This is a genomic window from Cupriavidus sp. YAF13, from assembly GCF_052113425.1.
In the GTDB taxonomy this organism is placed as follows: domain Bacteria; phylum Pseudomonadota; class Gammaproteobacteria; order Burkholderiales; family Burkholderiaceae; genus Cupriavidus.
The window spans coordinates 13,574-34,533 of record NZ_JBFRDD010000063.1 but is presented as its reverse complement, the minus strand read 5'-3'; the positions used below and the strand labels follow the sequence as shown (position 1 = coordinate 34,533).

Sequence of the window (20,960 nt, the reverse complement as noted above, 5' to 3'; positions counted from 1 at the left end):
TAAGGCAATTAGGCGGTAGGGCCGGCACGCCGGAGGAGGGCAAGGCCGGGCCGCGAGGCAGCAAGCGAGCACGGCCGGACCGGCGCAAGCGGCATTATGCCAAAGCACGGTTGGGGCGGGTAGCTTGCGTGGGAGGGCGCGGGGGCGAGCCAGCCGGGCAACCGCGTGGTGGCTCAGCGGCGCACCGCCTCGTCGGGGTTGGCGGTAGCGCCCGTGCTGCTGGCCGTGGCCTCGGTGGCCGCCTCGCGCGGCGTATCCACGGTCGGCACCGGTGCGCCGGCAGCGGCGCCTGGCATGGCAGCTTGGGACTCCGCCGCCGGCGTGCCGGCAGCGGGCGCGCGCGCGGCGGCCGATGCGGTGCCGGGTGCCTTCTTTTCCAGGTGCAGTTGCCGGGTGGTCTCGGCTGGCAGGCGCTTGCCGGAGGGCAAGGCGCTGACCGCGCCGGGGCGGCGTGGCACTTTCTCGGCAGCCGCCAGGTTCTTTTTTTGCTCTTCCGGCAGTTGCTGGTACTTGTTCCAGGCCTCGGCCTTCTTCTGGGCGGGCAGCGAGCGCGTGATCTGGTAGTTTTCGCGCGCCAGGCGGCGCTGCTGGGGCGTCATCTTGACCCATTCGGTCATGCGGGTCTGCAGCCGCGCCTGTTCCGCGGGCGAGAACTTCTCGTATCGTTCCGCGATCTGCAGCCATTTGCGCCGGTTGAGCTCGGGGAAATTATTCCACTCGCCTGCCAGCGGCGCGAGCACGCGCTGCTGGACGGCATTGAGCTCATTCCAGTTCGGGTGCGCATTGGCGAGGCTGGCCGCGGGCGCGCCGCCGGGGTGGCCGCCCTGAGCCTGGCAAGTGGCCGGAACCAGGGACCAGATCGTGGTGGCGGCGGCCAGGCCGGCCAGCAGCAAGGCCGCCAACCGCCGGCGCGGTGCGTCGGGGATGATGTCAGCGCCGGCCATGCCTACTGACCGCGCTTGAGGAACACGTGGAAGCCCTGATCCGCGTATGCCGTCGGCGGGAGGTCGTCGAGCAGCATCGCTGCGTCCACATCCGCCAGCTCATCGACGCGCTTTTGCTGCTGCCAGTGGTAGATGCCCGCCAGCCCGGCGGCCAGCGCCACCAGCGTCCATACCAGCCCAAGGCGGCGCAGCCAGGAACCTGCGCGGTGGAGTGCCGAGTCGTCCTCGTCGAAAGAGAGCGTGGGCATCCCGGCCGAGGCCAGTTGCGGCACGGCGACGGCGGCATGCGCTTTCTTGCGAGACAGCGCAATCCGCCGCGCGGCGGCAAGCCGATCGGTCACATTGTCCGGCAACGCATTCGCAGAGGCATCTAGTGCCGTGCGGATATCGTGTGCCAGGCGGCGTTCGTTGATTTCTTTTTCGTTTCTGGTGCTCATAGTCGGACCCCCCGCGCTCGCAATGCCTGCGCCAGTGTGTGCGTGGCACGGGAACAGTGCGTCTTGACGCTGCCTTCGGAGCATCCCATGACAGCAGCCGTTTCCGCGACGTCCATATCCTCCCAGTAACGCATCAGGAAGGCTTCGCGTTGACGTGTCGGCAGGCGCTGGATCTCCTGTTCGATGATGTGCATGGTCTGGGCGCGTTCCACCTTGTCGGCGCTGCTTTCCGCTGATTCGGAGCCGATTTCGGCCTCGAAAGTGTCGAGCAGGTCATTATCCTCGCCTTCGCGGTCGTCGCGCAGGTTGGAAAACAGGGTGACCCAGGTATTGCGTACTTTCTGGCGGCGGAACCAGTCGTGAATGGTGTTCTGGAGTATGCGCTGGAACAGCGGCGCGAGTTCGGCGGCGCTCTTGTCGCCGTATTTTTCGGCGAGCTTGATCATCGCGTCCTGGACGATGTCCAGGGCGGCTTCGTCGTCGCGCACCGCAAACACGGCCTGTTTGAAGGCGCGCCGCTCGACGCTGGCGAGAAAGTCGGATAGTTCCTGATCGGTTGCCATGCAGGCGGGGTACAGACGGTGGGGCCTTGGCCGGTGGAAGTGCAGGGTAGGGCTTCTTGCACGTCCAAAATGGTGGGATGCTAGCAAATAACCCCCCCGGTGACCATCCTTGTTCTCTTTTGTGGTCATTCAGGCTCAGCGCGCGGCGGCGGAGTCTGAAGGGTGACGGGATGCCCCCTCGCTTAAAAAAGCCCGTAGACAAGCCCGAATCAATCCAGTATCGTCGCGGGTTCACACGACATCAGTGGTTGTCTCATTCGGCCGCTTATGAGGCGGTCTATCATGCAGACGCGCACCGCTTGAACCCGTGCCACAAGCCCGGCAGAGAGCATCCGAACAATTTTTTGCCGAAAATTGCAAAGGACTAAAATGAACATGCCCAGCGCGGAATTCCACGCAGACAGCAATTCATCCGCCGCACCCGAAATGATCGGGGCGGAGATTCTCGTTCACGCACTTGCCGAAGAAGGCGTCGAGTACGTCTGGGGCTACCCCGGCGGCGCAGTGCTGTATATCTACGACGAGTTTTACAAGCAAAAGAAGATCGAGCACATCCTGGTGCGTCACGAGCAGGCCGCGGTTCATGCCGCAGACGGCTATGCGCGTGCGACCGGCAAGGTGGGCTGCGCCCTGGTGACCTCTGGTCCCGGCGTCACCAATGCGGTGACGGGCATTGCCACGGCCTACCTGGACTCGATCCCGATGGTGATCATCACCGGTAACGTGCCGACGCACGCTATCGGCCAGGATGCTTTCCAGGAATGCGACACGGTCGGCATCACCCGCCCCATCGTCAAGCACAACTTCCTGGTCAAGGACGTCCGCGATCTCGCCGCGACCATCAAGAAGGCGTTCTATATTGCCGCAACCGGCCGTCCCGGCCCCGTTGTCGTCGATATTCCCAAGGACGTCTCGCGCAATGCCTGCAAGTACGAGTATCCCAAGTCGGTCGACATGCGCTCGTACAACCCGGTGAACAAGGGCCATTCGGGCCAGATCCGCAAGGCGCTCGCGCTGTTGCAGGGCGCCGAGCGGCCGTTCATCTATGCAGGTGGCGGTGTGGTGCTGGCCAACGCCAGCGAAGAGCTGCGCCAGCTTGCCGCGCTGACCGGCCATCCGGTCACCAACACGCTGATGGGCCTCGGCTCGTTCCCCGGCACCAGCAAGCAGTTCGTCGGCATGCTCGGCATGCACGGCACGTATGAAGCCAACATGGCCATGCAGAACTGCGACGTGCTGATCGCCATCGGGGCGCGTTTCGACGATCGCGTGATCGGCAACCCGGCGCACTTCACCTCGCAGCCGCGCAAGATCATCCATATCGACATCGATCCGTCTTCCATCTCGAAGCGGGTCAAGGTCGACATTCCCATCGTGGGCCACGTCAAGGATGTGCTGCAGGAGCTGATCTCGCAGCTGCAGGCCAGCGACGTCAAGCCCAAGCGCGAGGCCCTGGCCAAGTGGTGGGAACAGATCGAGCAATGGCGTTCGGTGGACTGCCTCAAGTACGACCGCAACTCCGAGATCATCAAGCCGCAGTACGTGGTTGAGAAGATCTGGGAGCTGACGCACGGCGATGCCTTCGTCTGCTCGGACGTGGGCCAGCACCAGATGTGGGCCGCGCAGTTCTACAAGTTCAACGAGCCGCGCCGCTGGATCAATTCCGGCGGCCTGGGCACGATGGGCGTGGGCTTGCCGTACGCGATGGGCATCAAGAAAGCCTTCCCCGAGAAGGAAGTGGTGACCATCACCGGCGAAGGCTCGATCCAGATGAACATCCAGGAGCTGTCGACCTGCCTGCAGTACGACACCCCGGTGAAGATCTGCGCGCTCAACAACCGCTATCTCGGCATGGTGCGCCAGTGGCAGGAAATCGAGTACGACAACCGCTACTCGCATTCCTACATGGACGCGCTGCCCGACTTCGTCAAGCTGGCTGAGGCCTATGGCCATATCGGCATGCGCATCGAAAAGACGGCCGACGTCGAGCCCGCCCTGCGCGAAGCCTTCCGCCTGAAAGACCGTACCGTGTTTCTCGATTTCCAGACCGACCCGACTGAAAACGTGTGGCCGATGGTCCAGGCCGGCAAGGGCATCTCCGAGATGCTGCTCGGCGCGGAGGACCTGTAATGCGACATATCATTTCGGTCCTGCTGGAAAATGAACCGGGCGCGCTGTCGCGCGTGGTGGGCCTGTTCTCGGCGCGCGGCTACAACATCGAGACGCTGACGGTGGCCCCCACCGAAGACGCCTCGCTGTCGCGCATGACGATCGTCACCAGCGGTTCGGACGACATCATCGAGCAGATCACCAAGCACCTGAACCGCCTGGTGGAAGTGGTCAAGGTGGTGGACCTGACCGAGGGCGCGCACATCGAGCGCGAGCTGATGCTCGTGAAGGTGCGCGCGGTCGGCAAGGAGCGCGAGGAAATGAAGCGCACCGCCGACATCTTCCGCGGCCGCATCATCGACGTCACCGAGAAGACCTACACCATCGAGCTGACCGGCAACGGCGGCAAGCTGGATGCCTTCCTGGACGCCATCGACCGCGCCGCCATCCTCGAGACCGTCCGTACCGGCGGCTCGGGCATTGGCCGCGGCGAGCGCATCCTGAAGGTCTGAGCCTGATTGCAGTATCCAAGGGCGGCGCCGGTGCCGGCACTAGCCGGGCGGTGGCCGCCAACCCGACACACGAAAACGAAAGACTGAAGGAACCATCATGAAAGTGTTTTACGACAAGGACGCCGACCTCTCCCTGATCAAGGGCAAGAACGTCACCATCATCGGCTACGGCTCGCAAGGCCACGCCCACGCGCAGAACCTGAACGACTCCGGCGTCAAGGTCACCGTTGGCCTGCGCAAGAGCGGCGCATCGTGGAACAAGGCCGTCAACGCCGGCCTGCAGGTCAAGGAAGTGGCTGACGCCGTCAAGGACGCCGACGTGGTCATGATCCTGCTGCCGGACGAGCAGATCGCCGACGTGTACAAGAACGAAGTGCACGACAACATCAAGCAAGGCGCCGCACTGGCCTTCGCCCACGGCTTCAACGTGCACTACGGTGCCGTGATCCCGCGCGCCGACCTCGACGTCATCATGATCGCGCCGAAGGCTCCGGGCCACACCGTGCGCTCGACCTACGCCCAAGGCGGCGGCGTGCCCCACCTGATCGCCGTGCACCAGGACAAGTCCGGCGCCGCCCGTGACATCGCCCTGTCGTACGCTACCGCCAACGGCGGCGGCCGCGCCGGCATCATCGAAACCAACTTCCGCGAAGAAACCGAAACCGACCTGTTCGGCGAGCAAGCCGTGCTGTGCGGCGGTACCGTCGAGCTGATCAAGGCTGGCTTCGAAACGCTGGTGGAAGCTGGCTACGCGCCGGAAATGGCTTACTTCGAGTGCCTGCACGAACTCAAGCTGATCGTCGACCTGATCTATGAAGGCGGCATCGCCAACATGAACTACTCGATCTCCAACAACGCCGAATACGGCGAATACGTCACCGGCCCGCGCGTCGTGACCGAGGAGACCAAGAAGGCCATGAAGCAATGCCTGACCGACATCCAGACCGGCGAGTACGCCAAGAGCTTCTTGCTCGAGAACAAGGCCGGCGCCCCGACCCTGATCTCGCGCCGCCGCCTGACCGCTGAGCACCAGATCGAAGAAGTGGGTGCCAAGCTGCGCGCGATGATGCCCTGGATCGCAAAGAACAAGCTGGTCGACCAGTCGAAGAACTAAGCTGTACTAGACAGCCCGACGGCCCGCCGCTCCTGACGGCGCGGGCCGCAGCCGTTCAGTGTTCCGCACAATTCCCCCTCTCGAGGGGCTATTCAGGCGGGGGCTGAACGGCTTTTTGTTATCCTTGTCAGACTTTATCCACCAAGTAAGCATTGCATGAACTATCCTCATCCGCTGATCGCCCGTGAAGGCTGGCCGTTCCTGGCTGGCGCCTTTGTCATCTCGCTGCTGGTGCAGGTCAGCGCCGGCTTCTGGTGGGCCTTGCCGCTGTGGATCATTACACTGTTCGTGCTGCAGTTCTTCCGTGATCCGCCGCGGTCCATTCCCGCCCAGCCGAACGCTGTCCTGGCGCCTGCCGATGGCCGCATCGTGGTGGTCGAGAAGACCATGGACCCGTACGCGGGCCGCGAGGCGCTGAAGATCAGCGTCTTCATGAACGTGTTCAACGTACACTCCAACCGGGTGTCCGTGGACGGCAAGGTCGAGAAGGTCGAGTATTTTCCCGGCAAGTTCGTCAACGCCGACCTCGACAAGGCTTCGATCGAGAACGAACGCAACGCCGTGGTCATCCGCCGTGCCGCAGACGGCAAGGTGGTGACCCTGGTACAGGTGGCCGGCCTGGTGGCCCGCCGCATCCTCTGCTACACCCGCGTCGGCGAGACGCTGTCGCGCGGCCAGCGCTATGGCTTCATCCGCTTTGGCTCGCGTGTCGACGTCTACCTGCCGGTGGATGCGCGCCCGCGCGTGACCATCGGCGAGAAGGTGTCGGCCTCGTCGACCATCCTGGCTGAGCTGGATTAATCCGGCGACGCCGGAACAGATCAGACCCACTGGAGAACAGGCATGGGTGCTTTCAACCGACGCAATAAGCGCGTTACCAATGGCAACGTGACCAACTTGCGTCCTTTCCGCCACAATCAGTTGCGTGGCAACGAGTCCGACAGTTTCGACGACGAAGCCGGGGACGATCACGACATCGAGTACGTGCGCCCGCGGCGTCGCGGCATTTACCTGCTGCCCAACGCGTTCACCACCGCGGCGCTGTTCGCCGGCTTCTTTGCCATCGTGCAGGCCATGAACATGCGCTTTGACAGCGCGGCCATCGCCATCTTCGCCGCGATGGTGCTGGACGGCATGGACGGGCGTGTCGCACGCATCACCAATACGCAGAGCGCGTTTGGCGAGCAATACGATTCGTTGTCGGACATGACCTCGTTCGGGGTGGCGCCGGCGCTGGTGATGTATGAGTGGATCCTGCACGACCTGGGCAAGTGGGGCTGGATTGCCGCCTTTGTGTATTGCACCTGCGCCGCGCTACGCCTGGCGCGCTTCAATGCCAACATCGGCGTGGTCGACAAGCGCTTCTTCCAGGGGCTGCCCAGCCCGGCGGCGGCGGCGCTGGTGGCCGGCTTTGTCTGGCTGGTGATCGACAACAAGCTGCCGGTCAAGGACCTGTGGATGCCGTGGGTGGCGTTCGGCATCACGCTGTACGCCGGCTTGTCGATGGTCTCCAACGCGCCGTTCTATAGCGGCAAGGCGCTCGATGTGCGCTATCGCGTGCCCTTCGGCATGATGGTGCTGGTGCTGGTCTTGTTCGTGGTGGTCTCGACGGATCCGCCGGTGGCGTTGTTTGGCCTGTTCGTGGCCTACGCCATCTCCGGCTACCTGCTGTGGGGCTGGCATGCGCTGCACGGCAAGCCGGCCGAAATCCGCAAGGTGCGGGACGGCGGGAACGATCGATCCTGATCACAGGTTGGTAAAAAGGCGCTGCGGCGCCTTTTTTTACATTTGTTTTCCAGGCTGCCGCATTGCCGTGGCGTTTGCCGTGGTTCACTGTAGCCTCGGTTGTATGTAGTCCCCCTTGTTGTCCACTTATCACTGGAGGTTCTCATGGGCATGCTCGACTTCATCAAGGAAGCAGGAGAGAAGCTGTTTGGCGGCAGCGCAGCGCAAGCCGCTCCCGCGGCGGATCCGGCCGATGCGCCGGCGGCGGATGCCGATGCCGATGCGGCCAACCGCGCCGCCGGCGATGCCATCGAAGGCTACATCAAGCAGATGAACCTCGACGCCACCGGGTTGATGGTGCAGGTGGACGGCTCGCAAGGGCTGGTGACGGTGTTCGGCGTGGCGCCGGACCAGGCCACCCGCGAGAAGATCATCCTGTGCTGCGGCAATGTGCAAGGCGTGGACAAGGTCGACGACAAGATGTCGGTCAATGTCGACTCCACCGAATCGACCTGGCACACCGTGGTCAAGGGCGACACCCTGTGGGCGATCTCCCAGACGGCCTACGGCAACGGCGCGCTGTACACCGCGATTTTCGAGGCCAACGAGCCGATGTTGACGAATCCGGACAAGATCTACCCCGGCCAGAAGTTGCGCATCCCGCCCAAGGCCTGACGCCCGCCGCCCAGGGGGCATGGCGCTCCCTGGCCTGTTTTTCGGCTGTCGGCCGGATACGGCCTGATTGATGCATCCATATTGCACACACCTGGCTTCTCGGCTATAGTCGCTCACATGATTTCGCGCCAAGCTCTACTCGCCCGCACCATTCTAGGTGGCCTACTAGGCCGTCAGGTCGGGACGCGTTCGCGCTGAGGGAAGCCAAGCCCCTCGCGTAAAGTCACACAGGATTTATAAACGCCCCGGCCTGCATCACTGCACGCCGGGGCGTTTTGCATTCAGCACGAATACAGCAGCACAGCAGAACGAAACGGCGGATGCCGAGACATCCACCCGATTCACCAAATACAAAAGTCAGCCCAGGAGCCCCAACCATGTCCGACAAACTCATTATTTTCGACACCACCTTGCGCGACGGCGAGCAGTCGCCCGGCGCCTCCATGACCCGCGAGGAAAAGATCCGCATCGCGCGCCAGCTGGAGCGCCTGAAGGTCGACGTGATCGAAGCGGGCTTCGCCGCCAGCTCCAACGGCGACTTCGAAGCGATCCGCTCCATCGCCCAGGTCGTCAAGGATTCGACCATCTGCTCGCTGGCCCGCGCCAACGACCGCGATATCGCCCGCGCCGCGGAGGCGCTCAAGCCGGCCAACTCCTTCCGCATCCATACCTTCATCGCCACCTCGGCGCTGCATATGGAAAAGAAGCTGCGCATGACGCCGGACCAGGTTTTCGAGCAAGCCATCCAGGCGGTGCGCTTTGCGCGCCAGTTCACCGACGATATCGAATTCTCGCCCGAAGACGGCAGCCGCTCGGACATGGATTTCCTGTGCCGCGTGCTCGAAGGCGTGATCAAGGAAGGCGCTACCACCATCAACCTGCCGGATACGGTGGGCTACGCCGTGCCGGAAGGCTACGCGGGCCTGATCCGCTCGGTGCGCGAACGCATCCCCAATTCCGACAAGGCCATCTGGTCCGTGCATTGCCACAACGACCTCGGCATGGCCGTGGCCAATTCGCTGGCGGCGGTCAAGCTCGGCGGTGCGCGCCAGGTCGAGTGCACCATCAACGGCCTCGGCGAGCGTGCCGGCAATACCAGCCTGGAAGAAGTCGTGATGGCGGTGAAGACGCGCCGCGACTACTTCGACATGGACGTCGGCGTGGATACCACGCAGATCGTGCCGGCTTCCAAACTGGTGTCGCAGATCACCGGCTTCGTGGTGCAGCCCAACAAGGCCGTTGTGGGCGCCAATGCCTTCGCGCATGCTTCGGGCATCCACCAGGATGGCGTGCTGAAGGCGCGCGATACCTACGAGATCATGCGCGCGGAAGACGTGGGCTGGACCGCCAATAAGATCGTGCTGGGCAAGCTCTCGGGCCGCAACGCCTTCAAGCAACGCCTGCAGGAACTCGGCATCGAGCTGGAGAGCGAGGGCGAGGTCAACGCCGCGTTCACCCGCTTCAAGGAACTCGCCGACCAGAAGTCCGAGATCTTCGATGAAGACATCATGGCCATCGTTTCCGACGAGGCGCACGACGTCAACGAGCACTTCCGCTTTATCTCGCTGTCGCAGCACTCCGAGACCGGCGAGCGCCCGCATGCGCGCGTGGTGTTCAACATGGACGGCAATGAGGTGACGGGGGAAGGCGAGGGCAATGGCCCGGTCGATGCCACGCTGCACGCCATCGAGGGCAAGGTCGCCAGCGGCGCCGAGCTGGTGCTGTATTCGGTCAATGCCATCACCGCCGGCACGCAGGCCCAGGGCGAAGTGACGGTCCGTTTGTCCAAGGGTGGGCGCATCGTTAACGGCGTGGGCACCGATCCCGATATCGTGGCCGCCTCGGCCAAGGCCTACCTGGCCGCGCTGAACAAACTGCACGACAAGGCCGTGCAGAAGATCAACCCGCAGATCTGATCCCGATCTGACCGGTAAGCTCGCGGCCTATCCGGCCGCGGGGCTTGAATCGGCCCGCCGCATTCCCATGAGGATGACGGCGGGCTTTTTGCATTTCTCTGCCTTCAGCGGCGCCGGCCAGGCCCGTCCGCGAGCGGGTCTGGCGTGATCTGGGTCTGGCGCAGCACGCCGGCGTCGTCGAAATAGAAATGGAACATCGACGGCCAGTTGTCTTCATGCTTGAAGCGGTAAGACCACACTTCGCGCTTCATCAGCGGGTAATACTGCTTGGGCTCGCGCGGCTTGCCGAAGTGTTGCTCCACGTCCAGCTTGGTCCACACATCGACTTTCGCCTTGTAGAGCTCGCTGGTTTGCAGCATCTGCCGGAACATGGTCAGATGGCCGCTGCGGTCGAAGTCAGCCGCGTAGGATTGTTGCCCGAAGGGTTGCTTGGAGTAGATCCAGCGCTGCGTGCCGTCGGCTAGCTGGTAGGTATCGGTTGGCGTGCCGAAATGGGCTTGTACGGCGGCTTCTGGCGCGCCCACCATGTCCTGGCCGGCTTTGACCGGTTGCAGCACCGAGCAGGCCGGCAGGACCGCTGCCGCTGCAGCTAGCACGAGCCACTGGGCAGCACGGCGCGACGATGAGGCGTTCATGACAGTCCTCTTGTTCAAATTCGTGATGATATGGACTAAGAGTGTAGCGGCGCGCAGAAGTTGTGTGCGCCTCATGTGGCACGTGCTGGCTTTCTGAGGGTAAGCGCCGCCATGGCACCCCCATCCTCGCCCAATTTCCCGTTTTGCCGCGAATGCGATCCGATTTGCCTAGGCTGGGTCCCTGGCTTACCATGCAGCGCTTTGGCGGGAGATCACTTGATGTGGGCTAAACGATGGCTGGCGGGCTGTTTGCTGGCGGTGGCGGCGAGCGCCGGCGCGCAGGAGCCGATCCGTCTCGGCATGATCGAAGGGTTGTCCGGCCCCTTTGCCAACGCTGGCGACGCGGTGGTGCGCAACCTGCGGATCGCCATCGACCGCGTCAATGCGCGCGGTGGCGTCAAGACCGCGGAAGGCGCGCGGCCCCTCGAGCTGGTTACCTTCGATAGCAAGGGCAATGTCGACGAGAGCCTGATCCAGTTGCGCGCTCTGGTGGACAAGCGGATTCCCTTTGTCCTGCAGGGCAACAGCTCAGCGGTGGCTGGCGCGCTGGTCAGCGCGATCAACCGCCACAACAGCCGGCAGCCCGATGCCCGCGTGCTCTTCCTGAATTACTCGGCGGTCGATCCCACACTGACCAACGAGGGGTGCAGCTTCTGGCACTTCCGCTTCGATGCCAGCGCCGACATGCGCATGCAGGCCCTGACCGAAGTCATCCGTGCCGATGCCGGCGTTCGGCGCGTCTACCTGATCGACCAGGACTACAGTTTCGGCCATCAGGTGTCGCGTTCGGCACGGGAGATGCTGGCGGCCAAGCGGCCTGAGCTGCGCATCGTGGGCGATGAGTTCCACCCGATCGGCAAGATCAAGGACTTTGCCCCGTATATCGCCAAGATCAAGGCCAGCGGCGCGGATGCGGTGATCACGGGCAACTGGGGCAACGATCTCACACTGATGATCAAGGCCGCGCGCGAGGGCGGGCTGAACGCCAAGTTTTACACCTTCTACGGCAACGGGCTGGGCGCGCCGGCGGCCATGGGCGATGCCGGGGTAGGGCGTGTGCTCGCGGTGGCGGAGTGGCACCCCAACGTGGGCGGCGCGGCGTCGGACGCGTTCTACCAGGCGTTCCGTGCCCGTTACCCTGAGCCCAGGGACGACTACGTTCACCTGCGCATGCAGATGATGGTGGAGATGCTTGCCAGGGCCATCGAGCAGGCGGGCTCGACCGACGCCGTCAAGGTGGCGCGTGCGCTGGAGGGCATGCGCTACGTCAACGACTTCCATGATGCGACGATCCGCGCCGATGACCACCAGGTGCTGCAGCCGCTCTACGTGTCGGTGATGGAGAAGCAGGGCGGCGATGTGCGCTTTGACAACGAGGGGTCGGGCTATGGCTTTCGCACGGTGAGGAAGCTAAAGTCGGCGCAGACCATGTTGCCCACGACTTGCAAGATGGAGCGGTTCTAGCGGCTCCGGGCCGGCGTTGCCGCAAATGCCATCGCCGGCCCGTTTTCCGTTATAATCGCCCGCTGTCATAGCCAGCCGGTTGTCAAAAACCGGCCCGGCGAGACAGTTGCCTGTATGTAAGACACGCACAAGGCACGACGCATGCGGCACATTTCGTGCTGTAGCGTTCGCAAGTGAAAAGGAAATCACCATGGCAGAAGCCCAAGTCAGCAGCAAAACCGAAGTCATCAAGCAGTTCGCACGTGCCGCCAACGACACGGGTAGCCCCGAAGTCCAGGTCGCTTTGCTGACCACCCGCATCAACGAACTGACCCCCCACTTCAAGGCCAACATGAAGGATCACCACAGCCGCCGCGGTCTGCTGCGCATGGTGAGCCGTCGTCGTCGCCTGCTGGACTACCTCAAGGCCAACGATGCCGACCGTTATCGTTCGCTGATCGAGAAGCTCGGCCTGCGTAAGTAAGCAGCCAGGATCGTCCGGATGGCAGCACGAATGGATGCACTGCACGCCTTCGCGTGAGCCACTAATGCCTGCGTCAGCCTCGCTGATGCAGGCATTTTGTTTTTGCGGATGAAATGTCGCAGGTCCGGCCGCTGCCCGGTCGATGTCTGGTATTGCTGCAAGTGATTTTTGCTCTACTTGATGGTGCCATGACCCCGAGGGCTGGCACACGTTGCGCCAAGACGTGCAACGGAGTAAGTTACTGTGTTCTTTAGCTTTTTTCAGCTTTTTTACTGTTAATCCATACCGGAGTCGGGCAAGGAAGCGGGGCTTTGTGTCATTCCAGCGCGGTATTTGCCCAGGCAGATGCCCACGTACCAGAACCAGGTATCGCACCAGGTATCGCGCTGGAATGGCATAGCACTYCCCTGTGACTGAGGCCGACGCTGATCCGGCAGTTCGCCCGCGGCTGCTAACGCGGGCGTTGCACAAGCGTGCAAGCACGAACAAAAGGAACGCTCATGACCATGTTCAACAAGATCGTCAAGGAATTCCAGTGGGGCCAGCACAAGGTGCGCCTGGAAACCGGCGAGGTTGCCCGCCAGGCTGGCGGTGCCGTGATCGTCGACATTGAAGACACCGTGGTGCTCGCCACCGTTGTCGCTGCCAAGTCGCCCAAGGCCGGCCAGGATTTCTTCCCGCTGACCGTCGACTACATCGAAAAGACCTACGCTGCCGGCAAGATCCCCGGTGGCTTCTTCAAGCGTGAAGGCCGTCCGTCGGAAAACGAGACGCTGACCTCGCGCCTGATCGACCGCCCGCTGCGCCCGCTGTTCCCGGAAGGCTTCTACAACGAAGTGCAAGTGGTCATCCACGTGCTGTCGCTGAACCCGGAAGTCCCGGCTGACATCCCCGCCCTGATCGGCGCCTCGGCTGCCCTGGCAGTGTCGGGCATTCCGTTCAGCGGCCCGGTCGGCGCAGCGCGCGTTGGCTACAAGGACGGCCAGTACCTGCTGAACCCGACCCGCTCGCAAATCGCCGCTTCGGAACTGGACCTGGTGGTTGCCGGTACCGAGCGCGCCGTACTGATGGTGGAGTCGGAAGCCCGCCAACTGTCGGAAGAGGTGATGCTGGGCGCCGTGGTCTACGGCCACGAGCAAATGCAGACGGCCATCAATGCCATCCATGACCTGGTGCGCGACGGCGGCAAGCCGGAGTGGGACTGGACCGCGGCCCCGAAGAACGAAGCGCTGATCGCCAAGGTCGGCGAAATCGCCCTGCCGCTGCTGCAGGACGTCTACCAGCTGCGCCAGAAGTCGGCTCGCAGCCAAAAGCTCAAGGAAGTCTACGCCACCGTGGCGGCAAAGCTGGCCGAAGCCGGCGTGGAAGCCGACAAGGTCGAAGTGGGCAACGTGCTGTTCGACATCGAAGCCAAGATCGTGCGCAGCCAGGTGCTGTCGGGCGAGCCGCGCATCGACGGCCGCGACACCCGCACCGTGCGCCCGATCGAGATCCGCTCGTCGGTGCTGCCGCGCGCTCACGGCTCGGCCATCTTCACCCGTGGCGAAACCCAGGCGCTGGTGGTTGCCACGCTGGGCACCAAGGGCGATGAGCAGATCATCGACGCGCTCGCCGGCGAGTACCGCGACCGCTTCATGCTCCACTACAACATGCCTCCGTTCGCCACCGGCGAAACCGGCCGCGTGGGCAGCCCCAAGCGCCGCGAAATCGGCCACGGCCGCCTGGCCAAGCGCGCGCTGATCCCGGTCCTGCCGAAGGATGACGAATTTGCCTACACCATCCGCCTGGTGTCCGAAATCACCGAATCCAACGGCTCGTCGTCGATGGCATCGGTGTGCGGCGGCTGCCTGGCACTGATGGACGCAGGCGTTCCGATCAAGGCGCACGTGGCCGGCGTGGCCATGGGCCTGATCCTGGAAGGCAACAAGTTCGCCGTGCTGACCGACATCCTGGGCGACGAGGACCACCTCGGCGACATGGACTTCAAGGTCGCGGGTACCGACACCGGCATCACCGCGCTGCAGATGGACATCAAGGTCCAGGGCATCACCAAGGAAATCATGCAGGTCGCGCTGGCGCAAGCCAAGGAAGGCCGCCTGCATATCCTGGGCAAGATGCAGGACGCGATGGGCCATGCGCGCACCGAGCTGTCGGAGCACGCACCGCGCATGATCACCATGAAGATCCATCCGGACAAGATCCGCGAAGTGATCGGCAAGGGCGGCTCGACCATCCAGGCCCTGACCAAGGAAACCGGCACCACCATCGACATCCAGGAAGACGGTACCATCACCATCGCCTCGACCTCGACCGAAGGCATGGCCGAAGCCAAGCGCCGCATCGAAGGCATCACCGCGGAAGCCGAAGTGGGCAAGATCTACGCCGGCACCGTGCTCAAGCTGCTGGACTTTGGCGCCATCGTCAACATCCTGCCGGGCAAGGATGGCCTGCTGCATATCTCCGAGATCGTCAACGAACGCGTCAAGGACATCAAGGACTGGCTCAAGGAAGGTCAACACGTGCGCGTCAAGCTGATCCAGGCTGACGAGAAGGGCCGCCTGCGCCTGTCCCTGAAGGCCGCGCTGGCCGAAGAGGGCGGCAGCATCAGCCCGATCGCCAACACCAGCGAGGCACCGGCTGCTCCGGCAGCACCGGCAGCACCGGCCGCGCCGACGACGCCTTCGGCTGATCAGCAACAGCAGTAAGCGTTTTACGGTGCCGGTAGAACGACGGTACCCGTAGCAGAAAAAGCGGCTGGCGATGTCCAGCCGCTTTTTTGTTTACACTCCCGCCAGTCCCACCCCATGCGGCCCGGCTGTTCGGCCCGCTGCATGGCGGGTGCCCAGATTGATCCCCCCGCCCTGCGTGCGCGAGCCCGCCGCATGCGCGAGGTCCCTAACCGCAAGGAGCAGCAATGCAAGCCATCGAAATCCGCGAGTACGGCGCCCCCGAAGTCCTGCAGCTGGCGCAACGCCCCGACCCCGTGCCCAAGGCCGGCGAGATCCTGATCCGCGTGGCCGCGGCCGGCATCAACCGTCCAGATGTATTCCAGCGTACCGGCAACTACCCGGTGCCACCCGGCGCGTCCGACCTGCCGGGCCTGGAAGTGGCCGGCGTGGTGGCCGGCGGCGACCTGGCGCACCCCGACAACCGCTTCGGCCTGAAGCTGGGCGATCGCGTGTGCGCGCTGGTGCAGGGCGGCGGCTACGCCGAGTTGTGCGTGGCCCCCGCGGCGCAATGCCTGCCGGTGCCGGCGGGCCTGTCGGATGTCGAGGCGGCCGCATTGCCGGAGACGTTCTTCACCGTGTGGAGCAACGTATTCGATCGCGGCTACCTGGGCCGCGGCCCGCTGGGCAAGGACGAGACCCTGCTGATTCAGGGCGGCTCGAGCGGCATCGGCACGACCGCCATCCAGATCGCCAAGGCCCTGGGCCACAAAGTCTTCGTCACCGCCGGCAGCGCCGACAAGTGCCGTGCCTGCGAGGAACTGGGCGCCGACCGTGCCATCAACTACAAGGCCGAGGACTTTGTCGCCGAGGTCAAGGCCCTGACCGGCGGCCGTGGCGCGGATGTCATCCTCGACATGGTGGCCGGCCCGTATCTGGCGCGCGAGCTGGCCTGCGTCGCCGACGATGGCCGCATTGTGATCATCGCGCTGCTGGGTGGCGCCAAGGCCGAGATCCCGCTGGGCGATATCCTGCGCCGCCGTATCACCGTGACGGGCTCCACGCTGCGTCCCCGCCCGGTGGCGTTCAAGGGCGAGATCGCGCAGGCGTTGCACCAGCACGTGTGGCCGCTGCTGGCCGCGGGCAAGATCAAGCCGTTGATCCACCAGACCTTCCCGGCCGCCCAGGCCGCCGATGCGCATCGGCTGATGGAGTCCAGCGAGCACATCGGCAAGATCGTCCTTACCTGGTAATGCCGCTGGTAGCGGGCTGATGGCCGAGTGTGGCCGAGTGCGGCCGGGGCCTCGCGCCCCGGGCCGATTTAGGGGCCCTTCTGTGGCGTAGGGCCTTGGCGCGCGCTACAATAGCCGGTTTGATTGAGAGGGGCGCCCTGTGAGACAAAAGCTCGTTATCGGCAACTGGAAGATGYACGGCAGCCTGGCTGCCAATGTGGCCTTGCTGGAAGCGATCAAGGCAGCGCCCGCAAGCGCGCGCCTGGCGGTATGCGCGCCGTTCCCGTATCTTGCGCAGTGCCAGGCGTTGCTGGCCGGGTCCGTGGTGGCCTGGGGCGCGCAGGACGTGTCCGCCGAGGCGCGTGGTGCCTTCACGGGCGAGGTCGCGGCCTCCATGCTGGCTGAGTTCGGTGTTTCGTATGCCCTGGTGGGGCATTCGGAGCGCCGCAGCTACCATGGCGAGACCGATGCCACGGTGGCGGCCAAGGCGGTGCGCGCGCTGGAGTTCGGCATTGTGCCGGTGGTGTGCGTGGGCGAGAGCCTGGCGCAGCGCGAGGCCGGCGAGACCGAGGCCGTGGTTGGCCGCCAGCTCGGCGCCGTGCTCGAGGCCCTCTCGCTTGAGCAACTCGGCCGCATCGTGCTGGCCTATGAGCCAGTGTGGGCGATCGGCACGGGCAAGACCGCAAGCAGCGAGCAGGCCCAGGCCGTGCACGCTTTCCTGCGCGCCCAGGTGGCGGCGCGCGACGCAGGCGTGGCGGCTCGCATGGCCATGTTGTACGGTGGCAGCGTGAAGCCGGACAACGCGGCAGAACTATTTTCCATGCCCGACATCGACGGGGGCCTCATCGGAGGCGCCTCGTTGAAGTCGGACGATTTCCTCGCGATCGGCAACGCCTGAATGCCGGCCGCTCATAGGGTCTGATCAGGCAAGCGAATCGAACCAAATGGCAATTTTCAAAACTTTGTTGGTAGTGGCGCAGGTACTGTCCGCGCTTGGCGTGATTGGCCTGGTGCTGCTGCAGCATGGCAAGGGCGCTGATGTCGGCGCGGCGTTCGGCTCGGGGGCCTCGGGCAGCCTGTTCGGCGCCACCGGCTCGGCCAACTTCCTGTCGCGTACCACCGCCGTGCTGGCGACGCTGTTCTTCATCTGCACGCTGAGCCTGACGCTGATGGGCAACTACCGGCCGGCAGCTTCGCTGGGCGTGATGGGCTCCGCGCCCGCGGTGGCGCCGGCGGTGGCGGGGGCTTCGGCGCCTGCTGCTGCATCGGCTGCCGCGGCCTCGAATCCTTCTGCGCCTGCTGTACCGAAATAATCAACCAGCCTTGTGACTTATTCTTGAAGATTTTTGCTGTTGTGCATTGAACAAAACAAGAATCCTAGGTTAGAATACAAGGCTTGAAACGATCCCCCAGCGACGGGGCTCCAGCCAGGATAAAGTAGTATCCCAGCCAGAGTTCCGAAGGGTGTAAAAACCCAGGGCCCTGAAAAGCCCGGCGCGAGGCAATATTGTTTCTCCCCCAGCCGACGTGGTGAAATTGGTAGACACGCTATCTTGAGGGGGTAGTGGCGAAAGCTGTGCGAGTTCGAGTCTCGCCGTCGGCACCAAACAACTTGATCGGGGCATACATCCGGAGCGCATCCCGGATGTATGCCCCGGCCAGTCCGCAAGGCGGCGTCGTAATTTCTACGGAATGGCGCTTGGGGTGGGCAACAGGACGCCGCTTACCGCTGGTGCTGTTGACAACATTCCAGATAAGGCTGGCCGTACCTTGAATCTCGAAGCCTACTTCCCCGTCCTCATCTTCATCATCTTCGGTGTCGTGCTCGGCATTGCACTGATGTCGATTGGCCGAATTCTCGGTCCAAACAAACCTGATCCCGCGAAGCTCTCTCCGTACGAGTGCGGCTTCGAAGCGTTCGAGGACGCGCGCATGAAGTTCGACGTGCGCTACTACCTCATCGCTATTCTTTTTATCCTGTTCGATCTCGAGACCGCCTTCCTGTTTCCCTGGGGTGTAGCCCTGCGGGATATCGGCTGGCCGGGTTTCTTCGCCATGGGCGTGTTTCTGCTGGAATTCATCGTGGGCTTCGTCTACATCTGGAAAAAGGGCGCGCTCGATTGGGAGTGATGTGATATGGCAATCGAAGGCGTTCTCAATGAAGGCTTCGTCACGACTACCGCTGACAAGCTGATCAACTGGACCCGCACCGGGTCGCTCTGGCCGATGACCTTTGGCCTGGCGTGCTGCGCTGTGGAAATGATGCATGCTGGCGCCGCGCGCTACGACATGGACCGCTTCGGCGTGATTTTCCGCCCGTCGCCGCGCCAGTCGGACGTGATGATCGTGGCCGGCACGCTGTGCAACAAGATGGCCCCCGCGCTGCGCAAGGTCTATGACCAGATGGCAGAGCCGCGTTGGGTGATCTCGATGGGTTCCTGCGCGAATGGCGGTGGCTACTATCACTACTCGTATTCAGTGGTGCGTGGTTGCGATCGGATCGTGCCGGTGGATATCTATGTGCCTGGCTGCCCCCCGACGGCGGAAGCGTTGATCTACGGCATCATCCAGTTGCAGAACAAGATCCGTCGCACCAACACCATCGCGCGCAAGGGCTGACATGTCGAACCTCGATACTCTGAAGGCCGCGCTCGAAAAGGTACTGGGCAAGCGTATCCAGAAACTGGTAGAGGCGCTAGGCGAGATTACCCTTATCGTCAAGGCCGATGACTACCTGGAAAGCGCGCTGATGCTGCGCGACGATCCCGCACTGCATTTTGAGCAGCTGCTCGATGTGTGCGGCGTCGACTATTCCACCTACGGCGACGGCGCCTGGGACGGTCCCCGTTTCGCGGCCGTGACGCACCTGATCTCGATCAAGCATAACTGGCGCTTGCGCGTACGCGTGTTCGCGCCGGACGACGACGTGCCCGTGGTGCCCTCGCTGACCGACGTCTGGAACTCGGCGAACTGGTTCGAGCGCGAAGCGTTCGACTTCTACGGCATCGTGTTCGAAGGCCACAACGACCTGCGCCGCCTGCTGACCGACTATGGTTTTGTCGGCCACCCGTTCCGCAAGGATTTCCCGGTCTCGGGCTATGTCGAGATGCGCTACGACCCCGAGCAAAAGCGGGTGATCTATCAGCCCGTCACGATCGAGCCGCGCGAGGTCACGCCCCGCGTGATCCGCGAAGAGAATTACGGCGGCTTGCAGCACTGAGAACGCGCAATGGCAGACATCAAGAATTACACCCTTAACTTCGGCCCGCAGCACCCTGCGGCACACGGCGTGCTGCGCCTTGTGCTGGAGCTGGACGGCGAAGTCATCCAGCGCGCCGACCCGCACATCGGCCTGCTGCACCGTGCCACCGAAAAGCTGGCCGAGCAGAAGACCTGGATCCAGAGCGTGCCGTACATGGACCGCCTCGACTACGTGTCGATGATGGTCAACGAGCATGCCTACGTGATGGCCATCGAGAAGATGCTGGGTCTCGAGGTGCCGATTCGCGCGCAGTACATCCGCGTGATGTTCGACGAAATCACGCGCTTGCTGAACCACCTCATGTGGATCGGCTCGCACGCGCTCGACGTGGGCGCGATGGCGGTGTTCCTGTACGCCTTCCGCGAACGCGAAGACATGTTCGACATGTACGAGGCGGTGTCGGGTGCGCGCATGCACGCGGCTTACTACCGTCCGGGCGGCGTGTACCGCGACCTGCCGGACACGATGCCGCAATACAAGGCGTCGAAGATCCACAACGAGCGCGCCATCAAGGCCATGAACGAAGCGCGCTCGGGCTCGCTGCTGGACTTCATCGAGGACTTCACCAACCGCTTCCCGAAGTACGTCGACGAATACGAGACGCTGCTGACGGACAACCGGATCTGGAAGCAACGCCTGGTCGGCATTGGCGTGGTGAGTCCCGAGCGCGCGCTGCAGATGGGCTTTACCGGCCCGATGCTGCGCGGCTCCGGCATCGAGTGGGACCTGCGCAAGAAGCAGCCCTACGAAGTGTATGACCGCATGGACTTCCAGGTGCCGGTGGGCGTGGGCGGCGATTGCTACTCCCGCTACCTGGTGCGCGTGGAAGAAATGCGCCAGTCCAACAACATCATCAAGCAGTGCATTGACTGGCTGCGCCGCAATCCGGGCCCGGTGATGAGCGACAACCACAAGGTGGCGCCGCCGTCGCGCGTGGACATGAAGTCGAACATGGAAGAGCTGATCCACCACTTCAAGCTCTTCACCGAAGGCATTCACGTGCCCGAAGGCGAGACTTACGCGGCAGTGGAGCACCCGAAGGGCGAGTTCGGCATCTATGCCATCTCCGACGGTGCGAACAAGCCGTATCGCCTGAAGATCCGTGCCCCGGGCTTTGCCCATCTGGCCGCACTGGATGAAATGGCCAAGGGCCACATGATTGCGGATGCGGTAACGATCATCGGTACGCAAGACATCGTCTTCGGCGAAATCGACCGCTGACGAGCTAACAAGAGCCGCCGGC

Annotated in this window: 21 protein-coding genes and 1 tRNA gene; 18 read left to right on the top strand and 4 right to left on the bottom strand. The window is 63.5% G+C overall.

Features of this window, described 5'->3' with window-relative positions; translation table 11 throughout:
* Positions 1-173: 173 nt before the first annotated feature.
* The 3 genes from AB4061_RS34370 to AB4061_RS34360 are packed head-to-tail and all read right to left on the bottom strand — an operon-like array spanning position 174 to position 1,944.
* Positions 174-944 (bottom strand): DUF3106 domain-containing protein, encoded by a 771-nt coding sequence (locus AB4061_RS34370; RefSeq protein WP_441640625.1) that lies wholly within the window; start codon positions 942-944, stop codon positions 174-176.
* A 2-nt stretch (positions 945-946) separates the two neighbouring features.
* A complete protein-coding gene (locus AB4061_RS34365) occupies positions 947-1,381 on the bottom strand; it encodes a DUF3619 family protein (protein WP_441640624.1) in 435 nt (144 codons plus the stop codon).
* Entirely contained in the window at positions 1,378-1,944 is a 567-nt protein-coding gene (locus tag AB4061_RS34360) for an RNA polymerase sigma factor (protein WP_006156852.1), read from the bottom strand. Before AB4061_RS34360 ends, AB4061_RS34365 begins: the two co-directional genes overlap by 4 nt.
* 369 nt (positions 1,945-2,313) lie before the next feature.
* Between AB4061_RS34360 and AB4061_RS34355 the strand changes: the two genes are divergently transcribed.
* From AB4061_RS34355 to AB4061_RS34325, 7 genes are all read left to right on the top strand, one after another.
* Entirely contained in the window at positions 2,314-4,074 is a 1,761-nt protein-coding gene (locus AB4061_RS34355) for an acetolactate synthase 3 catalytic subunit (protein WP_441640623.1), read from the top strand.
* Complete coding sequence (ilvN, locus tag AB4061_RS34350; protein ID WP_006156850.1) at positions 4,074-4,565, top strand: acetolactate synthase small subunit; 492 nt, start codon at positions 4,074-4,076, stop codon at positions 4,563-4,565. The genes AB4061_RS34355 and ilvN overlap by 1 nt, the downstream gene beginning before the upstream one ends.
* 97 nt (positions 4,566-4,662) lie before the next feature.
* Complete coding sequence (gene ilvC / locus AB4061_RS34345) at positions 4,663-5,679, top strand: ketol-acid reductoisomerase (protein WP_043344720.1); 1,017 nt, start codon at positions 4,663-4,665, stop codon at positions 5,677-5,679.
* A 156-nt stretch (positions 5,680-5,835) separates the two neighbouring features.
* The gene (locus AB4061_RS34340; RefSeq protein WP_441640622.1) at positions 5,836-6,480 is read left to right on the top strand and encodes a phosphatidylserine decarboxylase; all 645 of its coding nucleotides are present in this window, start codon (positions 5,836-5,838) and stop codon (positions 6,478-6,480) included.
* A gap of 42 nt (positions 6,481-6,522) precedes the next feature.
* Positions 6,523-7,425: a CDP-diacylglycerol--serine O-phosphatidyltransferase gene (pssA, locus tag AB4061_RS34335; RefSeq protein ID WP_441640621.1), complete on the top strand. Its 903-nt coding sequence runs from the start codon at positions 6,523-6,525 to the stop codon at positions 7,423-7,425.
* Positions 7,426-7,569: 144 nt separating this feature from the next.
* Positions 7,570-8,079: a peptidoglycan-binding protein LysM gene (gene lysM / locus AB4061_RS34330; protein ID WP_441640620.1), complete on the top strand. Its 510-nt coding sequence runs from the start codon at positions 7,570-7,572 to the stop codon at positions 8,077-8,079.
* A 377-nt stretch (positions 8,080-8,456) separates the two neighbouring features.
* Positions 8,457-9,995 carry a 2-isopropylmalate synthase gene (locus tag AB4061_RS34325; RefSeq protein WP_150983739.1) on the top strand — a complete coding sequence of 513 codons (1,539 nt, stop codon included), beginning with the start codon at positions 8,457-8,459 and terminating at the stop codon, positions 9,993-9,995.
* A gap of 104 nt (positions 9,996-10,099) precedes the next feature.
* On the opposite strand, the gene AB4061_RS34320 is transcribed toward AB4061_RS34325, so the two are convergent.
* On the bottom strand, positions 10,100-10,630 hold the full coding sequence (locus tag AB4061_RS34320; RefSeq protein ID WP_441640619.1) for a hypothetical protein: 531 nt from the start codon (positions 10,628-10,630) through the stop codon (positions 10,100-10,102).
* 219 nt (positions 10,631-10,849) lie between these two features.
* Between AB4061_RS34320 and AB4061_RS34315 the strand changes: the two genes are divergently transcribed.
* The 11 genes from AB4061_RS34315 to AB4061_RS34265 all read left to right on the top strand — a co-directional run bounded on the left by AB4061_RS34315 (position 10,850) and on the right by AB4061_RS34265 (position 20,938).
* Positions 10,850-12,094 (top strand): branched-chain amino acid ABC transporter substrate-binding protein, encoded by a 1,245-nt coding sequence (locus tag AB4061_RS34315; protein ID WP_441640618.1) that lies wholly within the window; start codon positions 10,850-10,852, stop codon positions 12,092-12,094.
* A gap of 190 nt (positions 12,095-12,284) precedes the next feature.
* The gene (rpsO, locus tag AB4061_RS34310) at positions 12,285-12,557 is read left to right on the top strand and encodes a 30S ribosomal protein S15 (RefSeq protein ID WP_441640617.1); all 273 of its coding nucleotides are present in this window, start codon (positions 12,285-12,287) and stop codon (positions 12,555-12,557) included.
* A gap of 500 nt (positions 12,558-13,057) precedes the next feature.
* Complete coding sequence (gene pnp, locus AB4061_RS34305) at positions 13,058-15,262, top strand: polyribonucleotide nucleotidyltransferase (protein ID WP_043344729.1); 2,205 nt, start codon at positions 13,058-13,060, stop codon at positions 15,260-15,262.
* 209 nt (positions 15,263-15,471) lie between these two features.
* Positions 15,472-16,476 carry an NAD(P)H-quinone oxidoreductase gene (locus tag AB4061_RS34300; protein ID WP_441640616.1) on the top strand — a complete coding sequence of 335 codons (1,005 nt, stop codon included), beginning with the start codon at positions 15,472-15,474 and terminating at the stop codon, positions 16,474-16,476.
* A gap of 139 nt (positions 16,477-16,615) precedes the next feature.
* A complete protein-coding gene (gene tpiA, locus AB4061_RS34295; RefSeq protein WP_441640615.1) occupies positions 16,616-17,353 on the top strand; it encodes a triose-phosphate isomerase in 738 nt (245 codons plus the stop codon).
* Positions 17,354-17,399: 46 nt separating this feature from the next.
* Positions 17,400-17,768 (top strand): preprotein translocase subunit SecG, encoded by a 369-nt coding sequence (secG, locus tag AB4061_RS34290; RefSeq protein WP_150983745.1) that lies wholly within the window; start codon positions 17,400-17,402, stop codon positions 17,766-17,768.
* A 208-nt stretch (positions 17,769-17,976) separates the two neighbouring features.
* A tRNA-Leu gene (locus tag AB4061_RS34285) sits at positions 17,977-18,061 on the top strand.
* A gap of 164 nt (positions 18,062-18,225) precedes the next feature.
* Entirely contained in the window at positions 18,226-18,585 is a 360-nt protein-coding gene (locus tag AB4061_RS34280) for an NADH-quinone oxidoreductase subunit A (protein ID WP_006156838.1), read from the top strand.
* Between the two features lie 6 nt (positions 18,586-18,591).
* Complete coding sequence (locus AB4061_RS34275) at positions 18,592-19,074, top strand: NuoB/complex I 20 kDa subunit family protein (RefSeq protein ID WP_006156837.1); 483 nt, start codon at positions 18,592-18,594, stop codon at positions 19,072-19,074.
* A gap of 1 nt (position 19,075) precedes the next feature.
* Positions 19,076-19,675 carry an NADH-quinone oxidoreductase subunit C gene (locus tag AB4061_RS34270; protein WP_441640614.1) on the top strand — a complete coding sequence of 200 codons (600 nt, stop codon included), beginning with the start codon at positions 19,076-19,078 and terminating at the stop codon, positions 19,673-19,675.
* Between the two features lie 9 nt (positions 19,676-19,684).
* On the top strand, positions 19,685-20,938 hold the full coding sequence (locus tag AB4061_RS34265; protein ID WP_006156835.1) for an NADH-quinone oxidoreductase subunit D: 1,254 nt from the start codon (positions 19,685-19,687) through the stop codon (positions 20,936-20,938).
* Positions 20,939-20,960 lie beyond the last annotated feature (22 nt).